This is a genomic window from Nocardioides marmorisolisilvae, assembly GCF_003725775.1.
GTDB classification, from domain to species: domain Bacteria; phylum Actinomycetota; class Actinomycetes; order Propionibacteriales; family Nocardioidaceae; genus Marmoricola; species Marmoricola marmorisolisilvae.
The window spans coordinates 505,472-524,272 of the sequence record NZ_RJSG01000002.1; the positions used below are offsets into that span (position 1 = coordinate 505,472).

The 18,801-nt window shown below is 70.6% G+C and carries 15 protein-coding genes; 9 read left to right on the forward strand and 6 right to left on the reverse strand.

The features are described from left to right. Positions 1–185: 185 nt before the first annotated feature. Entirely contained in the window at positions 186–1,136 is a 951-nt protein-coding gene (gene ku, locus EFL95_RS06155) for a non-homologous end joining protein Ku (RefSeq protein ID WP_123233166.1), read from the reverse strand. 109 nt (positions 1,137–1,245) lie between these two features. Here ku and EFL95_RS06160 point away from each other — a divergent pair, with 109 nt between their 5' ends. The 9 genes from EFL95_RS06160 to EFL95_RS06200 all read left to right on the forward strand — a co-directional run bounded on the left by EFL95_RS06160 (position 1,246) and on the right by EFL95_RS06200 (position 12,084). Then, the gene (locus EFL95_RS06160) at positions 1,246–2,427 is read left to right on the forward strand and encodes an efflux RND transporter periplasmic adaptor subunit (RefSeq protein WP_183407061.1); all 1,182 of its coding nucleotides are present in this window, start codon (positions 1,246–1,248) and stop codon (positions 2,425–2,427) included. Continuing rightward, positions 2,424–3,128, forward strand: coding sequence for an ABC transporter ATP-binding protein (locus EFL95_RS06165; RefSeq protein ID WP_123233168.1), 705 nt, complete (start codon positions 2,424–2,426; stop codon positions 3,126–3,128). The genes EFL95_RS06160 and EFL95_RS06165 overlap by 4 nt, the downstream gene beginning before the upstream one ends. Then, a complete protein-coding gene (locus tag EFL95_RS06170; protein ID WP_123233169.1) occupies positions 3,125–4,351 on the forward strand; it encodes an ABC transporter permease in 1,227 nt (408 codons plus the stop codon). Before EFL95_RS06165 ends, EFL95_RS06170 begins: the two co-directional genes overlap by 4 nt. 25 nt (positions 4,352–4,376) lie before the next feature. Beyond that, positions 4,377–5,303: a hypothetical protein gene (locus EFL95_RS06175; protein WP_123233170.1), complete on the forward strand. Its 927-nt coding sequence runs from the start codon at positions 4,377–4,379 to the stop codon at positions 5,301–5,303. Then, positions 5,303–6,961, forward strand: a complete 1,659-nt coding sequence (locus tag EFL95_RS06180) for an efflux RND transporter periplasmic adaptor subunit (protein ID WP_123233171.1) — start codon at positions 5,303–5,305, stop codon at positions 6,959–6,961. Before EFL95_RS06175 ends, EFL95_RS06180 begins: the two co-directional genes overlap by 1 nt. A gap of 98 nt (positions 6,962–7,059) precedes the next feature. Further along, positions 7,060–7,983 (forward strand): non-homologous end-joining DNA ligase, encoded by a 924-nt coding sequence (gene ligD / locus EFL95_RS06185; RefSeq protein WP_123233172.1) that lies wholly within the window; start codon positions 7,060–7,062, stop codon positions 7,981–7,983. Next, positions 7,983–8,864, forward strand: coding sequence for a non-homologous end-joining DNA ligase (gene ligD, locus EFL95_RS06190; protein ID WP_123233173.1), 882 nt, complete (start codon positions 7,983–7,985; stop codon positions 8,862–8,864). The genes ligD (EFL95_RS06185) and ligD (EFL95_RS06190) overlap by 1 nt, the downstream gene beginning before the upstream one ends. Positions 8,865–8,953: 89 nt before the next feature. Then, complete coding sequence (locus EFL95_RS06195) at positions 8,954–10,750, forward strand: peroxidase family protein (protein ID WP_221176341.1); 1,797 nt, start codon at positions 8,954–8,956, stop codon at positions 10,748–10,750. Then, positions 10,747–12,084 carry a cytochrome P450 gene (locus tag EFL95_RS06200; protein WP_123234825.1) on the forward strand — a complete coding sequence of 446 codons (1,338 nt, stop codon included), beginning with the start codon at positions 10,747–10,749 and terminating at the stop codon, positions 12,082–12,084. The genes EFL95_RS06195 and EFL95_RS06200 overlap by 4 nt, the downstream gene beginning before the upstream one ends. Here the strand turns inward: EFL95_RS06200 and EFL95_RS06205 are convergent. The 5 genes from EFL95_RS06205 to EFL95_RS06225 are packed head-to-tail and all read right to left on the reverse strand — an operon-like array spanning position 12,036 to position 18,670. After that, the gene (locus tag EFL95_RS06205) at positions 12,036–12,998 is read right to left on the reverse strand and encodes a lysylphosphatidylglycerol synthase domain-containing protein (RefSeq protein ID WP_123233174.1); all 963 of its coding nucleotides are present in this window, start codon (positions 12,996–12,998) and stop codon (positions 12,036–12,038) included. The genes EFL95_RS06200 and EFL95_RS06205 overlap by 49 nt on opposite strands. Then, on the reverse strand, positions 12,932–13,633 hold the full coding sequence (locus EFL95_RS06210; protein WP_123233175.1) for a class I SAM-dependent methyltransferase: 702 nt from the start codon (positions 13,631–13,633) through the stop codon (positions 12,932–12,934). The genes EFL95_RS06205 and EFL95_RS06210 overlap by 67 nt, the downstream gene beginning before the upstream one ends. After that, positions 13,630–15,714, reverse strand: a complete 2,085-nt coding sequence (locus EFL95_RS06215; protein WP_148044994.1) for a hypothetical protein — start codon at positions 15,712–15,714, stop codon at positions 13,630–13,632. The genes EFL95_RS06210 and EFL95_RS06215 overlap by 4 nt, the downstream gene beginning before the upstream one ends. Further along, positions 15,711–16,634: a glycosyltransferase family 2 protein gene (locus EFL95_RS06220; protein ID WP_123233177.1), complete on the reverse strand. Its 924-nt coding sequence runs from the start codon at positions 16,632–16,634 to the stop codon at positions 15,711–15,713. Before EFL95_RS06220 ends, EFL95_RS06215 begins: the two co-directional genes overlap by 4 nt. Positions 16,635–16,639: 5 nt before the next feature. Next, positions 16,640–18,670: a hypothetical protein gene (locus EFL95_RS06225; RefSeq protein WP_148044995.1), complete on the reverse strand. Its 2,031-nt coding sequence runs from the start codon at positions 18,668–18,670 to the stop codon at positions 16,640–16,642. Positions 18,671–18,801: the final 131 nt, after the last annotated feature.

An 18,801-nucleotide genomic window follows, 5' to 3' on the forward strand; every position in this document is an offset into this window, starting at 1 on the left:
ATTCCCGCGACACCGTGAAAATGAAACACGTTGATACTCGATGGAACTACTGGTGCTGCTGTTGCCAACACCTTGGAACGAGCCACATCTTATGAGTTCTGCGCTCGCTGTGGCAAAACATGACGAAGATAACAACAGCCAAATCCGTCATTTGGTTACGGGTCATGAAAATAGTGCTGATTCGGTCAGCTCGCCTTCTTGGCGGTTTTCTTGGCTGTTTTCGCCGGGGCCTTCTTCACGCTCGCCTTCTTCGTGGCGCGTGGGGCTGCTGAGGCTCCTGTTGCGGTCTTCTTGGCGGTCTTCCTCGGTGTCCCCTTCGAGGGGGAACTGGTCTGGACCGGTTCTTCGGCGGAAGACTCGCCGCGAGCCGTCTTGGCGGCGTCCACGGAGCGCTGGAGGGCGGCCAGCAGGTCGACCACCTCGCCCCCGGTCTTGGCGGGTGTCGGGGCGGCCTTGATCTCCCCGCCCTCGATCTTGGCCTTGACCAGCGCCTCGACCGCCTCGCGGTAGTCGTCCTCGAACTCGTCGGGGTCGAAGTCGCCGGCGAGGGTCTCGACGAGCATGTTGGCCATCTTGACCTCGGCGGGCTTGGCGTCCTCGACGTCGACGGCCCCGAAGTCGGGGTTCCGGATCTCGTCGGGCCACATCATCGTCTGCATCACGATGACGTCCTCGCGGACCCGGAGCACCGCCAGCGACATCCGGTTGCGCAGGCTCACCGTCACCAGTGCCATCCGGTCGGACTCCTCCAGCGCCTTGCGCAGCAGCGCGTAGGGCTTGGCCCCGACCTTCTCCGGCTCCAGGTAGTAGCTCTTCTCGAAGAGCATGGGGTCGATCTGCTCGCTCGGCACGAACTTCTCGACGCTGATCTCGCGGCTGCTCGTCGCGGGCAGGTCGGCCATGTCGGAGTCGTCGAGGATGACCATCTCGCCGTCCTCGGTCTCGTAGCCCTTGGCGATGTCGGCGTACGCGACCTCCTCGCCGTCCAGGCTGCAGACGCGCTGGTACTTGATCCGGCCGCCGTCCTTCGCGTGCACCTGGCGGAAGGAGATGTCCTTGTTCTCGGTCGCGGAGTACAGCTTCACCGGGACGCTGACCAGCCCGAAGGAGACCGCGCCCTTCCAGATCGCTCGCATGGGACCAGCATTACCCCTGATCCGCGTCTCTGCCACCCAGATCCGGCCTCACAGGGTCCTCACAAGGTCTCGGGAGCGGCCGCACAGACGGCGCCGACACGCTCCACGCATGCCTTCACTCCCCCCTCTCTCCCGGCTGCGGTCGATCCGCCGCCGCTGGCAGGCCGCCGGGCTGGTCGTCGTGGTCGGCCTCGGCGTCGGCGGCTGGTTCCTGCTCAAGCCGGACTCGACCAACACGCCCACCTCGATCACCGAGACCGTCGCCCGCGGCACCTACAAGACGACCGTGTCGGCCACCGGGACGATCACGCCGAAGAAGTCCTCGGACCTGGCGTTCACCTCCTCGGGGACCGTGACCGAGGTGCTGGTCGCCGCCGGTGACACCGTGGAGAAGGGCGATGTGCTCGCCAAGATCGACGACACCGCGCTGATCGCCCAACGCGACGCCGCCTCGGCCCAGCTCTCGGCCGCGCGCACCCAGCTCTCCGAGGACTCCGGGTCGTCCTCGAGCCAGATCTCGGCGGACGAGGCCTCGGTCGCCGCGGCCGAGTCCTCGCTGACCCAGGCCCAGGACGCGGTCGACAACGCGACCCTGCGGGCACCGTTCACCGGCACCGTCAGCGCGGTCGGCTACTCGGTCGGGGACGTGGCGGGCTCCGGCGGCAATCAGCCGGCGGCGGACAGCTCCTCGTCCTCCTCCTCGGGCATCACGGTGATCACCCCGCGCAAGCTCCTGGTCGAGGCGAACGTGTCGTCCAGCGACGTCAGCCAGCTGAAGACCGGCATGCAGGCCGAGATCACCCCGACCGGCGGTGGCGACGCGGTCTACGGGACCGTCACCGAGATCGGCAAGATCGCCAGCGCCTCGAACAGCGGTGCGGCCCAGTTCCCGGTCACGATCACGGTCACCGGGACGCCGAGCGGGCTCTACCCGGGATCGAGCGCGACGGTCGCGATCACGGTCAAGCAGGCCACGAACGTGCTGGCGGTGCCGACCCAGGCGCTGCACACCGACAACGGCAGCACCTACGTGTACGTCGTGAAGAACGGCAAGCGCACCAAGACCACCGTCACCGTCGGGACGGCGTACGGCGCCCAGACCGAGGTCAAGAGCGGGCTGAAGGAGGGCGACACCGTCGAGGTGATCAACTTCCGCGCCGGCGGCGGCGGCAACGCGCCCGGCGGCGGCCTGTTCCAGCGCAACGGCAACAACGGGAGCAACGGCAACGGGCCGACCTTCAGCGGCACCTTCCCGGGTGGGCAGGCGCCGCAGTTCGTGGGTGGCCAGTGAGCGCGGACGTGGTGAGCCGGACCGTGGGCACCCGCACGATCATCGAGCTCGACGGCGTCCGCAAGACCTACGCCACCGGCACGATCGCGGTCGAGGCCCTGCGCGGGATCGACGCGACGATCACCGAGGGCGAGTACGTCGCCATCATCGGTCCGTCCGGCTCGGGCAAGTCCACGCTGATGCACATCCTCGGTTGCCTGGACGTGCCGACCGAAGGGCGGTACGAGCTGGCCGGGCGCGACGTCAGCGACCTGGAGGAGACCGAGCTCGCGCACATCCGCAATGCAGAGATCGGCTTCGTCTTCCAGCAGTTCAACCTGCTGCCGGACCTGACTGCGCTGCGCAACGTCGCCTTGCCGCTCGTCTACGCCGGCGTCGGTCCGCACGAGCGCGAGCAGCGGGCCCGCCGGGCGCTGGAGCGGGTCGGTCTGGCCGACCGCGCCGACCACCGGCCCGGTGAGCTCTCCGGCGGTCAGCAGCAGCGGGTCGCGGTGGCGCGGGCGCTGGTCACCGAGCCGGCGATGATCCTGGCCGACGAGCCGACCGGAAACCTGGACTCGGTCTCGTCCGCCGACGTGCTCGCACTGTTCCGCGAGCTGCACGACTCCGGTCGCACCATCGTGCTGATCACCCACGAGAACGACGTCGCCGCGCAGGCCGACCGGGTGCTCCGGATCCACGACGGCGAGCTCGCCTCATGAGCTGGCTGGAGACCCTCCGCACCGCCGGCGCGGCGATCCGCGCCCACCGGCTGCGCTCGCTGCTGACCATGCTCGGCATCGTCATCGGCATCTCCTCGGTCGTGCTGACCGTCGGCCTCGGCCTCGGCGCCCAGGACCAGGTGCGCAGCCAGATCAACGCGCTCGGCTCGAACCTGCTCATCGTCTCCCCGGGCAGCAGCACCGGTTCGACCGGCGTCCGCGGCGGCTTCGGGTCGGCGGCGTCGCTGACGCAGGCCGACGCCGACGCCATCGCCGACAAGTCAGTGGCCCCCGACGTCGCCCGGGTCGCGCCGGCGACCTCGACCTCGACGTCGCTGACCAACGGCACCACCAACTGGACGACCAAGATCGTCGGCACCACGACCACCTGGGAGAAGGTCCGCAAGCGGACGCTGTCCTCGGGCCGGTTCTTCACCGCCGACGAGCTCTCGACCGGCGCCAACGTGGTCGTGCTCGGCTCCGACACCGCCAGCGAGCTCTTCTCCCGGGGCAACCCGGTCGGCCAGACCGTGACCGCCGACGGGACCGCGCTGACGGTGATCGGCGTGCTGGCCGAGTCCGGAGCGAGCTCGGACGACAGCAACGAGGACGACGTCGCAGTCGTGCCGATCACCACTGCCCAGCGACTGAGCGGCTCCACCAGCAACGCGCTGGCGAGCGTCTACGTCGAGGCGACGTCCTCCGACACCCTCAGCGCTGCCTACCAGGAGGTCAACGCGGCGCTGCTGACCGCGCACGACGTGACGAGCAGCAGCGCCGACTTCAGCATCGCCACCCAGGACGCCCTGCTCTCCACGGCCAACTCGACGAACAAGACCATGACGATCCTGCTGGCCGGCATCGCGGCGATCTCGCTGCTCGTCGGCGGCATCGGGGTCATGAACATCATGCTCGTCTCGGTCACCGAGCGGATCCGGGAGATCGGCCTGCGCAAGGCGCTCGGCGCGACCCCCGGAGCGATCCGGCGCCAGTTCCTGCTGGAGGCCTCGCTGCTCGGTGTGGCCGGCGGAGCGATCGGTGCGGCCATCGGCGTCGTCGGCGCGATGGTGCTGCCGTCCTTCATCAACCAGCCGGTGAGCGTGTCCGCGCCGGCGATCGCGGCCGCCCTCGGCGTCGCTCTCGGCCTCGGTGTCGGGTTCGGCGTCTACCCGGCCAGCCGTGCAGCCCGACTCACCCCCATCGATGCCCTGCGCAACGAGTGACCCAGTGAAACGAACGAGGAGAACCATGAACAGCACCCTGTACTCGCGGATGACCACCGGGCGTCGCATCGCGGCCGCCTGCGGGGTCGGAGTACTGCTGGTCGGGGCGAGCGCCTGCGGCAGCAAGAGCAACGACAACGGCACGACCAACACCTCGAACGCCGGACCGCAGACCACCCAGAACAACGGCAACGGCGGCCAGTTCCCCGGAGCCAGCGGCAAGATCGCTGAGGTCGACGGGTCGACCGCCCAGGTGCAGAGCCAGCAGAACGGCCAGGTCGCCGTCACCTGGAACTCCCACACCACCTTCACCCAGCAGGTGGCGGCGAAGCAGTCCGACGTCAAGGTCGGCGACTGCGTCGTGGCGATGCCCAGCCAGAGCGACACCAGCTCGTCGGACAGCACCTCGACCGACGACACCAAGGTGACTGCCGCGACCGTCCGGATCACCTCCACCAGCGGCGACTGCACCACCGGGTTCGGTGGTCCGGGCGGCGGGCAGCGTCCGAACTTCAACGGCACCCCGCCGAGCGGCGCGCCGAGCAACCTGCCGAGCGGTGCCCCGACCAACGGCACCGGTCGTGGCCAGTTCCGCGGGAGCTTCGGCGCCGTCGGCAAGGTCACCGCGGTGTCCGGATCGGGCTTCAAGGTCGAGGCCACCCGGCCCGGCGGAACGGGCTCCTCGGACACCACCACGACCTCGGTCGCAGTGACCACGACCAGCAGCACGACCTTCACGACGAATGCCAAGGCAAGCGCCTCCGACGTCAAGACCGGCGGCTGCATGACGGCCCAGGGCACGACCGACTCCACGGGTGCGGTCACGGCCAAGACGGTCGCGCTCTCCGCAGCGGTCGACGGTGAGTGCGGTGGCGGGTTCTTCCGCTCGCGCAACGGCGGCCCGGGCGGCGCCTCGGGCGACGGGTCGAGCACGACCGGTCAGGCGTCGTGATGCGGTTCGACCGACGACGACTGCGGTGGCCCGTGATCGGGCTGGCCACCCTGGCGGTGCTCGGCACCGGCACGGCGTACGCCGTCACCGGCAATGACGCGACCGCCAGCTACCGCACGGTCGCGGCGACGATCTCCGATGTCGAGGAGACACTCGCGACGACCGGCTCGGTCGACTCAGCCAATCGCGCCGACCTCGGCTTCGGCACCGACGGCACGGTGGCGAAGCTGTTCGTCGCCGAGGGTGACTCGGTGAAGGCGGGGCAGGCGATCGGGAAGCTCGACACCACCGACCTCGACGCGGCGCTGACCCAGGCCAAGGCCGAGTACGCCCGCGCGGTCGCCCAGCTGGCGTCCGACGAAGACGCCCAGGCGAGCGCCGTGAGCGACCAGTCCAGCACCCCGTCGGACACGGGGAGCACGCCGTCGGGCTCCTCGACGCCGACGGGGAACGACCAGAGCTCTGCTGCGACCGCGAGGCTGCTCAAGGCGCTGCGGAAGGCACAGGGCCAGGTGATCGTGGCGCAGAGCCACGCCTCGCAGGCGATCGCCGCGGCCAAGCAGGCCCTGGCCGCCCAGCAGGCGGCCTGCGCCCCCTCGCCCACCGCGACGGCCACGGCCACCGCAACGCCGACGGACTCACCCACAGACGACGGCAGCGGTGACGACTGCGACGCCGCGCTGGCCGCGGTCCAGCAGGCCCAGGACGTCGTCAGCCAGGCCCAGGACGACCTGGCGAAGGCGCTGGACGCCCTGGGCAAGGTCCTCAGTCAGGCGCTCGGCACGGTGCAGGGAAGCCAGACCCCGGCGCACGCGAAGGCCGCGGTGTCGGACGCCAGCACGCCGAGCTCGGACGGTTCCGACCAGCAGTCGAGCAGCCCGAGCAGCAACGGCGCCACCGGCCAGACGGTCACCGCGGCGCAGCTGGCGTCGGACCAGGCCAAGATCGAGGAGGCGCAGGCCTCGGTGATCGCCGCCCAGCAGAACCTGGCGCAAGCCACCTTGCGCTCGACCCGGTCCGGCACGGTCGTCGCGCTGGACACGGCCGTGGGTGACCAGGTCACCGCGGGCAGCACGGTGGCCACCGTGGTCGGTGGCAACGCCGTCACCATCACCGCCACCGTCAGCGAGTCCCAGGTCGACAGCGTGAAGGTGGGCCAGACGGTCCGGGTGAGCGTGCCGGGGATCTCGAAGAAGACCACCGGCAAGGTCACCGCGATCGGACTGGTCGCGGACTCCTCGACGGGCACCACCTCCTACCCGGTGACGGTGACCGTCGAGGACCCGACGATCTCGCTGCCGGCCGGATCGCGCGCCAGCATCCAGATCGTGCTGGAGACAGCGAAGGACGTCGTCACGGTGCCGACGTCGGCGGTCACCCGCAGCGGCTCGGGCACCACGGCCACGGTGAGCACGTGGAACGGCAGCACGCTGACCCGCAAGACGGTGCAGCTGGGCGCAGTCGGGTCCCGGACCGTCGCGATCAGCAGTGGTCTGAGCGCGGGCACGCGGGTCGTCCTGGCCAACGTCGACCAGGCGATCAAGGGAGCGGCCACCTCGGTCAACAACCGGGGCAACTTCCAGTTCCCGGCCGGCGGCACCTTCCGGGCGCCCGCCGGCGGCAACGGGGGACCGGTCACCTTCAGCCGCGGAGGCTGATGACCACCTGAACGCGCCCCGGGCGCTGAGCGGCAGGGGAGGCACAGCGCGCCCGGCGCCAGTCGGGCAGAGAGCGCTGTGCCTGCCAAGATGGCGCCATGAAGCCGATGCTCGCGACCCGGGGCGACCAGGTGCCCTCAGGGACCGGGTGGGCCCACGAGGTGAAGTGGGACGGCATCCGGGCGCTCGTCGAGGTCGCCGGGGGTCGGGTGCGGATCACCTCGCGCAACGAGAACGACGTGACGCCGGCGTACCCGGAGCTGCTCGGTCTGGCCGACCTCGGCCACGACCTGCTGCTCGACGGCGAGATCGTCGCGCTCGGTTCCGGTGTCCCGAGCTTCAGCGCGCTGGCCGACCGGATGCACGTCCGCGACGCCCGCAAGGCCGCACAGCTGGCGCAGACCAATCCGGTCACCCTCCTGGTCTTCGACCTGCTCGCGCTCGACGGTGAGGACCTGACCCGGCAGCCGTTCGAGAGCCGTCGGCAGGCGCTGGAGAACCTCGGACTGAACGACGTCGCCTGGCAGGTGCCCCCGACGTACGAGAACGGTGCGGTGCTGCTCGAGGCGGCGGAAGCCCAGGGCCTGGAAGGCATCGTCAGCAAGAAGCTGACCTCGCTGTACTTCCCGGACCGGCGCAGCAAGGACTGGTTGAAGTTCCCGATCCGACCGACCGGGTCGTACCTGGTCGGTGGCTACCGGCACGAGACCGGCAGCGACCAGCGCCTGGGTGCCGTCCTGGTCGGGGAGCCCACGGAGGACGGTCTGGTCTTCCGCGGCCGGGTCGGCTCCGGCATCGCAGGCAAGGCCGGGCAGAAGCTCGGCGAGCTGCTGCGGCCTCTGGCCGTCACGACCTCGCCCTTCGCCGAGGCGCTCCCGAGGCTCGACACCGTGGGCACCGTCTGGGTCGAGCCGAGCATCATCGTGGACGTGCAGTACCTGACCCTGACCCCGGACGGCCGGCTTCGCCAGCCGGCCTACCGCGGGATCCGCACCGACCTGACCCCGGAGGACCTCGGCTGATGGTGGAGCGCACGGAGGTCCAGGTCGACGTCGAGGGCCGGACGCTGACCCTGGTGAACCTGAGCAAGGTGATGTACCCGCGCACCGGGACCACCAAGGCCGAGGTGCTCCAGTACTACGCACAGATCGCCCCGAAGCTGCTGCCCGTCCTGGCCGACCGCGCGGTCACCCGGATCCGCTGGCCGCACGGCACCGGCGACAAGAGCTTCTTCGAGAAGAACGTCCCCGGCGGCACGCCGAGCTGGGTACGGGTCGTGACGGTGCCGACGAGCGGGTCGCGGACGAAGTCGAAGGAGGACGGGGAGCTGCGCTTCCCGGTCGTGGACTCGCTGGCGACGCTGACCTGGATGGTGAACCTGGCTGCGCTCGAGCTGCACGTGCACCAGTGGACCGTGGACGCCGACGGCCGGCCCGAGAACCCGAACCGGATGGTCATCGACCTCGACCCGGGCGAGCCCGCCGGGCTGATGGAGTGCTCGCAGGTCGCGCTGATGGTCCGCGAGCGGCTGGCCGCGGACGGGCTGGAGACCTGGGCGGTCACCAGCGGGTCCAAGGGCATCCACCTGTACGCCGACCTGGACCGCTCGCGCACCTCGGACGAGGTCCGGGACTACGCCAAGGACGTGGCCGAGGAGCTCGAGGCTGCGCACCCCAAGCTCGTCGTCTCGCAGATGGCCAAGGCGCGGCGCGGCGGCAAGGTGTTCTTCGACTGGTCGCAGAACGTCGGGGCCAAGACCACCATCGCGCCGTACTCGTTGCGGGGACGGGAGTTCCCCACGGTCGCCGCTCCGCGCACCTGGGACGAGATCGAGGCCGGGGCCGAGGACCCGCTCGGACTGGAGCAGCTGCGGTTCACCGAGGTGCTCGAGCGCGAGGCCTGAGCCGTTCAACACCGGGATGTCGAACCCTCCCGCTGCCGGTGCGCCGGTGGTAACTTCCGCAGCAGGGAGCCGGACTAGGGGGTCTTGAAGTGCCATCGATCCGCGGAATCATCACCGGGACCAACGCCGCTGTGTGGCGCACGGTCAACAAGGCAGGGGTGCCCTGGCACAAGCTGCCCGGGCCGGCCGGCGCGCTGAACCTGGCGGCGCTGCGCGAGGACCTGCGGCACGACAACCTGCACGACACCCGGGACGACGCGGAGGAGAAGGAGCTCGACAACCTCCCGCCGTACCGGACCTACGACGGCACCATGCAGGACCCGTACGACGCGAAGATGGGCTCGGCCGGCACCCGGTTCGGCCGCAACTTCCCGCTCGACCAGACGGCGGCCGAGGAGCCCCCGCGGCTGCTCAACCCGTCGCCGCGCGAGGTCAGCCGCAAGCTCTTCTGGCGCGACGAGTTCGCCCCGGCGACCGGCCTGAACGTGCTGGCCGCCGCCTGGATCCAGTTCCAGAACCACGGCTGGTTCGGGCACGGCACCAACGACCCCGACCGGCTGCTCGAGATCGAGCTGGCCGAGGACGACGACTGGTCCGAGGACTCGATGGTCGTCGAGCGGACCATCGGCGACCGGACCCGCGACCCCGAGGACGGCCGCCCGGCGACCTACCTCAACAAGGTCACGCACTGGTGGGACGGCTCGGCCATCTACGGTTCGAGCGAGGACCAGAACCGGGTGATGCGCTCCGGCGAGGACGGCAAGATGACCCTCATCGACGGCAAGCTGCCGCTCGAGGAGGACCCGGTCCTGCGCGGCATCGACCGCACCGGCTTCAACGACAACTACTGGGTCGGCCTCGCGCTGCTGCACACCTTGTTCGTCAAGGAGCACAACGCGATCTGCGACATGCTCAAGAAGTCCTACCCGTCCTGGGACGACGAGAAGCTGTTCCTCACCGCCCGCCTGATCAACGCGGCGCTGATGGCGAAGATCCACACCGTCGAGTGGACCCCGGGCATCCTGAACACCCCGGTGCTGCAGACCGGCATGCACGCCAACTGGTACGGCGCCCTGCCGGCCTGGATGAAGGCGACCCGCGGCCTGACCAAGCTGCTCGACCTCGAGGCCGGCGCCGGCATCATCGGCTCCGAGCTCAAGCACCACGGCGCCTCGTTCGCGATCACCGAGGAGTTCATCTCCGTCTACCGGCTGCACCCGCTGATCCCGGACGACTACCCGATCCACGACCACAGGACCGGGAAGCTGATCGAGAACGTCGAGTTCAACGACCTGATGGGCAACGACACCCGGGCCGCGGTCGACAAGTTCGGCTGGTCCGACCTGATGTACCACTTCGGCACCGAGAACCCCGGCGCCATCACGCTGCACAACCACCCGCGGGCGCTGATGGACCACACCCGGGTCACCGGCCAGCACCTGGACCTCGGAGCCGTCGACGTGCTCCGCGACCGGGAACGTGGCGTGCGTCGCTACAACGACTTCCGCGAGCAGCTGCGGATGCCGCGGATCAAGTCCTTCGACAAGCTGACCGACAACCCGCAGTGGAACGCCGAGATCGAGGCGCTCTACGACTCCGTCGACGACGTCGACCTGCAGGTGGGCCTGCTCGGCGAGAAGCCGCCGGAGGGCTTCGGGTTCAGCGACACCGCGTTCCGGATCTTCATCCTGATGGCGTCGCGCCGGCTGAAGAGCGACCGGTTCTTCACCCGCGACTACACCCCGGAGATCTACACCGCGCAGGGGATCGAGTGGATCGACCGGAACAACATGGGCGACGTGATCGTCCGGCACTTCCCGGAGCTGGCCGGCGCGCTCGAGGGCAGCCAGAACGCGTTCGCCCCGTGGCGGAAGGCCGGCGCTTGAGCCTCGACTTCAAGCACGCCTCGCTCGCGGACGGGGTGCTGTTCTCGACCCAGGTCGCGGTCCCGAACGTGGTGCAGGGCTTGTTCCGCAAGCGCCAGCCGGTCGTCTCGGCCGCCAGCCTCGTGCAGGCGGACCTGCTCGCGTACCGCTGCACCGCGGGCCTGGTGAAGCGCTACGGCGTCGACCCGTTCTACGTGCGCGTCGTCGCCGAGGAGGCGCTCCTCGTGCACCACCCCGACGACATCAGGATCGTGCTCGGCGGGTCGCCCTCGCCGTTCGCCTCGGACCCGGACGCCAAGAAGAAGGGCATGACCGCGTTCCAGCCGAACGCCCTCACGCTCTCCCGCGGTGACCTGTGGTCGAGCCGGAGGGCGTTCGCCGAGTCCGTGCTGAACACCAGCAAGCCCACGCACAAGCTCGCCAAGGGCTTCATCGCGAAGGCGGCCGAGGAGGCCGACGCCCTGCTGGAGCTCGATCGACCGCTGGCGTGGGAGGACGTGAACACGGCGTTCCAGAGGCTCACCCGGCGGGTGGTGCTGGGTGAGGCGGCGGCCGAGGACAGCAAGATCACCACCCAGCTCGCGAAGCTGATGGACGCCGGCAACAAGATGCCCGGCAAGCCCGCGAAGGGCTACGACCAGTTCCACGCGCTGCTCGCCGAGTACGTCGATGCGCCCGACCCGGCGGCGCTCACCGGGATGGTCGGCGCGGTCGCGGTCAAGAACCGCGGGGCGGACGTCGACCCGGCAGGACAGCTCGTGCACTGGCTGTTCGCGATGGGCGACACCCTGCCGGCGAACCTCTTCCGGACGATCGCCGTGCTCGCGGACCACCCGCTGGCCCTGGCCGAGGTGCGCGCCGAGCTGGCGGGCAAGCGGCTGGACACCAGCAAGACGATCGCCGGCGCCGAGTACCTGGCCGGCTGCATCCAGGACACCATGCGGCTCTGGCCGACGACCGGGTTGTTCGGTCGGGTGACCACCGAGGACGTCCGGTTCTCCAACGGCGAGCTGGTGCCGGCGGGGACGCAGGTGCTGATCCACAACCTGTTCAACCACCGCAACCGCGCCCGCGTCCCGTACGCCGACCGGTTCGCGCCCGAGGAGTGGGTCAGCGGCGACGCCGCGAGCGACTGGTCGTTCAACTTCTTCAGCCACGGCCCGCAGGGATGCCCGGGCGCCGGTCTGAGCATCTTCCTGGGTCAGGCGTTCCTGGCGACGCTCCTGACGAAGGCGGACCCGGTGGTCGAGTCCGGGCCGCGGCTCAAGCCGGGCAAGCCGCTGCCCTACGGCGTGGACCTGGGCTCGCTCAAGATCCGGCTGCGCGCGGCGTAGGACCAGCCGGCGGCCATGAGTGCGTCGGCAGCGGTGTGCACCACCCGGGCCACCAGGGCCAGCGCGGTGGCGTCGGCGACGCTGAGCATCGGGGTGAGCAGCAGCACGAACACGGTCTCCCGCGCGCCGACCCCGGCCGGGGCGAAGACGATGACGACGCCGACGGCGTAGCCGATCGTGAACGCGCCACCGAGCGCCACCAGGTCGTGCCAGGGGGTGCCGGGGGCGAGCAGCACCAGGGCCACCGAGTAGCAGGCCCAGGCGAGGGCGAGCAGCACCACGACCGCACCGGTGCCGGCGAGGTCCAGGGAGGGCTCGCGGCCCCCGATCTTGCGGGCGAGCAGCCGGACCAGGGGCGGCGCCAGGCCGACCAGGCTCACCACCAGGCCGACCCACGGGACCCAGGTCGGCCAGTCCGGGTCGAGCCTGCCGCTGATCAGCGCGAGCGACCCGACCAGGGCCGCGGTGTCGACGTTGTAGCCGAGGAAGAGCAGCCCCGCAGCGACCGTGACCCGTGGCGGCACGTCGTGGCGCCGGGCCCGGTCGGCCTGCGCACCGATCGACCACACCGACCCGGGGATGTACTTGCCGAGCTGGCCGACGAAGAACATCGCCGAGCCGTCGGTGAACGGCAGCTCGGCACCGAGGGCTGCCATCAGGCGGAGCCACAGGACGCCGGTCGCCGTCAGTCCGAGGAGCACGAGCACCAGCGCGCCGGCGGCACCCGCAGGGGAGGTGTCGGCCAGGGCGTGGCCGACCTCGTCGAAGCGTCCGCGCAGGCTGAGCCAGGCGAAGACGACGACCGCGAGGAGGAAGGCGGCCCGGAGAACCTGCGTGGCGCGGGAGCTCAGCGCAGCCTCACCAACGCGGTCCGGGTCGGGTACGGCAGCGCCGGGGTCAGGCCCCGGGTCCACTCGACGTCGACCGGAACCGGGGAGTCGGCGATGGCGTCGCGGTAGCGCTCGCGGTCCACGTTGTCGAAGACCAGGACGCCGTCCGGTGCCAGCCGGCTGACCGCGTGCCGGAAGCAGGCGTTGCGGGCGCGTCCGTCGACCACGATCAGGTCGAAGGTGCCCTGGGTCGAGTCCACGGCCGCAACATACTCGGCGAAGTCGAGGCCGGCGAAGCCGTCCTTCTCGCTCAGCTCCTCGCCGGCGGCACCGGTCGCCCGGGCCGGCGCGACGACGGTGACGGCGGCGTTCGCCGGCAGCACCGGTCGGACGATCTCGGCCCAGGCGGCGTCGTGCTCGATCGAGGTCACCGACCCGGCACGGCGCGAGAGCCAGGCCGTCGAGGCTCCCGAGCCCCACTCGAAGACCCGCGCGTCGGGCTTCTTCTCCAGCACCGCCGCGACCTCGTCGGAGGCCTTGAAGGTCCACCACGGGACGTCGTACGGGAGCAGGTCCTCGAGGTCGTAGATCGACAGCAGGGAGCGCACCCACAGCCCCGTCCGGGACCGGGCCGCCCAGCGGTCGAGGAGACCGAGCACCCCGATGGCGGCGAGCACCCGGCGCAGGGCCCGGATCCCGGAGACGTATGCGTTCTTCATCGTTGGCCTTCCGTTGGTTTCAAGTGGTCCTGGTCGAGCTCGCGCTCGGAGAGCCCGGTCATGGTGACGCCGAGCGTTCCTCCGGAGGCACGCCGCAGCGAGACCCAGATGCCGTGCGGGTTGCCGGCCTCCTCGACGCTGATGGGAACGCCGATCGCCTGGGGGGTGCGCTGGACCCGCACCAGGTCGCCGTTGACCCGTGCGGTCAGGTCGGAGGGTCCGTAGCCGCTGATCTGCAGGGTGCAGCCGTAGACCCGGCACTGGCCGCCGGGCCGGAACGAGATCCAGGCCTGCGGGGCGCGGGCCTGGAGCGAGAAGCGGGTCGGCCAGCGCTCCCAGCCGTCGACGGCGAACCGCCACAGGTCGCGCAGCTGCGCGGTGGCGAGCGCGGTGCTGTCGGCGTAGACGCCCTCGGGCGGCATGATCGGCGGGTCGTTGCTGCACCGCGCCAGCACGGTCAGCGTGACGTCGAAGCCGTGCCGCCACCGGGTGACCTTGTTCAGCGGCGTGCAGTTCGGCGGGGCCTCCTTGAGGAACACCGCGTCGTAGACCCGGTCGCCGGGGGCGCGGTTGACCGTCAGCCCTTCCGGTGCCAACGGCCCGTTGGCCTCCTCGCGGCAGTCCAGGCTCCGGCTCGTCGAGTACTGCCCGCCGTTGATGAAGCGGAAGGCGCGGTCGGTCTCCTTCGACACCGTCGCCTTGCACAGCAGCTGGTGGTTCAGCGGCTGGGCCTCGATCAGCTCGGGGATGCTCACCCGCCAGAAGTCGCTGCCCGGGTGCGCATCGTCCGCGTGCGTGAGGCCGGCGGCGACGTCGCTGGCCAAGTTGGCGTAGGTGACCTGGTAGGGCTGCAGCGTGATCTGGTCGACCAGCGGGAGCAGCAGACCGGCGACAGCCGCGACCGCGACCAGGCGTCGGGTCCGCAGTCGCGGGCGCTGCAGCCACCAGGCGATGCCGTAGGCACCGAGGACGGCCGACGCGGGTCCGGAGAACAGCAGCTGGCGCAGGTCGTTGTAGAGGTCCGAGCCGACCAGCATGGCGACCACGGGCATCGCGGCCGCCTGGAATCCGACCAGACCGACGCGGGCGGCGATCACGGGGTCGGTGCGCCACCGCTGGGCAACCAGGAGCCCGCCGAGGACGAGGCCGGTGAGGATGAAGAACAGCAGCAGCGTCGGGATCTCCGAGGCCAGGTGGGCCGGCACGTAGAGACGGTCTGGCGGGACGCCGTCCCGGAACTTCGAGGAGCCCTCGGTGGTGCGCGGCAGCGCGCGGAACGGGTCGCCGAACAGCTTGGGGTAGATGGCCACCAGCGCGGCTCCGGCGGCGACGCAGACCGCCCCGAGCTCGACGGTGGTGAGCACCGCGGGCCGACGCGGACCAGCCGCGAGCCAGATGCCGGCGATCGCGACGGCCACGACCCCGACCAGTCCCGGCCACATCCCGGGGCGCGTCCCCATCGCGAGCACGAGACCGGCGAAGAGGCAGAACGCCCGGGCAGCGGCGAGTCGTCGTCCGGGGCGCTCCGCACGGACGAACAGCATCAGGCCGAGGGTGGCCAGCGTGTAGCCGGTCGCCACCGGGATGTCCTTGACGTTGAACATCTCGTGGCCGGTCCACATCGGGATCGCGGCCAGGATCGAGGCGGAGACGACGCCCCAGCCCCAGTGCCGCAGCAGCACCCGGCCGATCGCGGCGACGGCGGCGAGCCCGACCAGCCCCATCACGACGACGCCGAGGTGGCGGACGTCGTAGGCGTGCGCGCTGCCCGAGACGTGGTTCCAGCCCTCGACCCCGAAGAGCACCGACCAGGCGTGCAGCAGCAACATCGCCACCGGTGCGTAGACGAAGGTGTTGGTGCCGTCGCTGCCGGGACCCTTGCCGTCGTAGTCCCAGTCGAGCGCGTACCAGCCGTTGTCGAAGTAGTTCCGCAACCGCATCACGTGGATCGGCTCGTCGGTGCTGATCCCGGCGCGGAACGCACCGAGGACCGCGAGCACCGTGCAGACCACGAGCACGACGGCACTGGCCGCGACCAGCGCGCGCGGTGGGGCGGGGAACCGGGGGAGCGCAGGTCTCACGCGCGCTCGCGATTGCGGGAGTAGACGACCAGCTCGGCGAGCAGGCCGAAGAGCACGAACTGGAGTCCGGCGAGCACCGCGGTGACCGAGGCGATCAGCAACGGGCGTCCGCCGATCGCCTGGCCGGCGACCTTCTCAGCGGCGAGGTAGGTCAGGCCGAGACCGCCGACGACGAAGCTGCTCAGGCCGACGCCGCTGAACAGGTGCGAGGGCCGGCTCTCGTAGGACATCAGGAAGCGGACCGTGAGCAGGTCGACGAAACCGCGCCAGAACCGGGCCAGCCCGTACTTGCTCTTGCCGTGCAGGCGCTGGTGGTGCTGGACGGTGACCTCGGCGGTGCGGAACCCGAACCAGTGCGCGATCACCGTCAGGTAGCGGTGCAGCTCGCCGTACATCATCGGCGCCGCCTGGCGGGCCACGTCGGCGCGCATCACCTTGAAGCCGGAGTTGAAGTCCTTGCCCGGTACGCCGGAGAGGCGGGCGGTCGCGCCGTTGTAGATCTTCGAGGTGTTGCGCTTGATGAACCGGTCGTTGCGGCCCTCGTTGCGGGCGCCGGTGACCAGGTCGGCGCCGTCGGCCATCCGGGCCAGCAGCACGCCGAGCTCGGCGGGGTCGTCCTGGCCGTCGGCGTCCATCATCGCGATGACCTCGGCGCCCTCACCGAGCGCACGCTCGAAGCCGTGCCGCAGCGCGGTGGCCTTGCCCTGGTTGCGGCCCATCGAGAGCAGCGAGACCCGGGGCAGCCGGTCCGCGAGGTCGATCGAGACCTCGCGGGTCTTGTCGGTGGAACCGTCGTCGACGACGAGGACGTGACCCTCGACGTCGAGCAGAGCCATCTCGTTGACGATCGCCGGGATCACGATCGGCAGGTTCTCGGCCTCGTTGAGGGCGGGTACGACGACCCAGAGGTTGGTGGTCATGGCCTTCACTCCTTGTTGGTGGGTGCCAGGTGAAGCTCGTGGACCCGGAGGCCGAGCGGCGCTCCGGACGTGCGGTGGAGGGTGATCCAGGCGGTGCCGGTACCGGCGGGGAGCGCGACCGTGAAGCCGGCGTCAGTGCGGGTCAGGGCGACGGACGTCCCGTCGAGGTCGGCGACGAGGTCGAGCGGAGCGTCCGCGTGGGCGGTGAGGGTGCAGCCGTCGGCGGTGCAGTCGGCCGGGACCCGGAAGGCCAGGGCGGCGGAGGCTCCGGGCGCGGTGATGGCGCTGGTCGTGCCGCGGCTGACCCAGCCCTCGGGTGCGTAGCCCCAGAGGTCGGGCGCCATGTCGGAGTCGGCGGCGCGGGTGAACACGACCGGCGCGGAGCCGAGCGTCGGTGCGGGCAGCGTGCAGCGGGCGGCGTACGTCATCGACAGGGTGCGCAGGTGCCGGGTCCGGTCGACCGAGGCCAGCCGGGTGCAGTTGCCCGGGGTCGGGTGCCCCCGGTCGACGATGACGTAGAACGCGTCGTGCGGCAGGAGCTCGTTCGTCGACAGGCCCTCGGCGGACCAGCGCGAGGCCAGCGGACCGAGCTCGTCGGTGCGGCAGTCGACGCTGGTGTCCTGGGCGAACCGGTACGCCGTGTCGCCCACCCGCGTGGGCGAGCAGACGATCTGGCCGTTCCTCGGCAGCGACCCGATGAGCTCGCGCGTGCTCACCCGCCAGTAGTCCGAGGGCACGTGCACGTTCGTCGCGTCGAGCGCGGCGTTGTAGTACGTGTACTGGTACGGGAAGAGGCTGACCTGGTCGAGCACCGGGAGGACCAGTGCCGCGGCGGCGATACCGCCGAGGATCCGGGTCCGGCCGCGCTCGCGGGCCCAGCGGACCGCCCGGGCCAGGCCGAGCGTGGCGATGATCGCCCAGGCCGGCGAGGCGAAGAGCAGCTGGCGCAGCCCGTTGTAGAGGTCGGACTGCTTGAGCACAGCCACCAGCGGCAGCGCGAGGAGCTGGGCGAGGACCAGCGTGTACCGGGTGGTCTGCTCGGGGTCGGTGCGCCACGACGACCGGGCGAACCCGATGACCGCGACCAGCCCGACGACGAAGAACCCCTGCAGCAGGAGCGGGACCTGGGCGGCGACGAAGAACGGCACGTAGGCAACCGCGGCTTCCGAGCCACCGCGGAAGTGTGCCGACTGCTCGGCGGACTGCAGCAGGTTGAAGGGGTCCGAGAAGACCTTCGGGTAGATCGCGAGCAGTGCCAGGGCAGCGACGACGACGCCCGACGCGGCCTCGGCCAGGGCCGTCCTGCCGTTGCCGAACCGGCCGGTGGCGAGCACGCCGACCGCGAGGATCGCGACGCCGGCCAGCACTGCTGAGAACATCGCTGGCCGGGTGCCGACCATCAGCACGACTCCGGCGGCGAGCCCGGTGACGCGGAGCAGCCGGTTGCCGTGCACCGGCGCGACCATCGCGATCAGAGCGAGGGTGGTCACCGTGTAGCCGGTGGCGACCGGGACGTCCTTGATGTTGAACATCAGGTGCCCGGTCCACATCGGCAGCGCCAGCAGCGTGGCCGCGGTGACCAGTCCCCAGCGCCACGAGCCGAGCAGGATCCGGGTGATCGCCGCAGCTGCCGCCGTTCCGGCCATCCCGATCAGGAAGACGCCGACGTGGCGGACCTCGTACGCCGCGGGCGAGGTCGACACGGTGTTCGCGTGCTCGACGCCGGACAGCACGCCCAGTCCGTGCAGCAGCAGCATCGCCACCGGGCCGTAGACGACGGTGTTGGACTCGGGGTCGCTCGGGCTCGAGGACCAGTCCAGGCTGAACAGCCCGTGGTCGAGGTAGTTGCGCAGCCGCATCACGTGGAAGGGCTCGTCCCAGGAGGTCCCGGTGCGCAGAGCCCCGAGGAAACCCATCACCACGCCGGCGACGACCACGCCCAGGCTCACCCACCGGAGCACCCGCGGGACGTCGGTCACGGGCCGGGGAGGGGCAACACGGGTCCCGGCGTCCGGTGGCGCCAGGACGGTGGTCACAACGTCAGGGTCACGACGCTTTCCGAACCGGTGTTGGCGCTGGTTTGAACGCCAAGTGTCCGGGTGCGGTCAGTTCAGATTTTTCGGACGGACCTGTACGAGTGAGCACCAGTGAGGTTACTGAGACAAAT

Coding starts and splice junctions, on each gene's coding strand:
- ku (WP_123233166.1), bottom strand. CDS start 1,136: ATGCGAGCGATCTGGAAGGGCGCGGTCTCCTTCGGGCTGGTCAGCGTC.
- EFL95_RS06160 (WP_183407061.1), top strand. CDS start 1,246: ATGCCTTCACTCCCCCCTCTCTCCCGGCTGCGGTCGATCCGCCGCCGC.
- EFL95_RS06170 (WP_123233169.1), top strand. CDS start 3,125: ATGAGCTGGCTGGAGACCCTCCGCACCGCCGGCGCGGCGATCCGCGCC.
- EFL95_RS06175 (WP_123233170.1), top strand. CDS start 4,377: ATGAACAGCACCCTGTACTCGCGGATGACCACCGGGCGTCGCATCGCG.
- EFL95_RS06180 (WP_123233171.1), top strand. CDS start 5,303: ATGCGGTTCGACCGACGACGACTGCGGTGGCCCGTGATCGGGCTGGCC.
- ligD (WP_123233172.1), top strand. CDS start 7,060: ATGAAGCCGATGCTCGCGACCCGGGGCGACCAGGTGCCCTCAGGGACC.
- ligD (WP_123233173.1), top strand. CDS start 7,983: ATGGTGGAGCGCACGGAGGTCCAGGTCGACGTCGAGGGCCGGACGCTG.
- EFL95_RS06210 (WP_123233175.1), bottom strand. CDS start 13,633: ATGAAGAACGCATACGTCTCCGGGATCCGGGCCCTGCGCCGGGTGCTC.
- EFL95_RS06220 (WP_123233177.1), bottom strand. CDS start 16,634: ATGACCACCAACCTCTGGGTCGTCGTACCCGCCCTCAACGAGGCCGAG.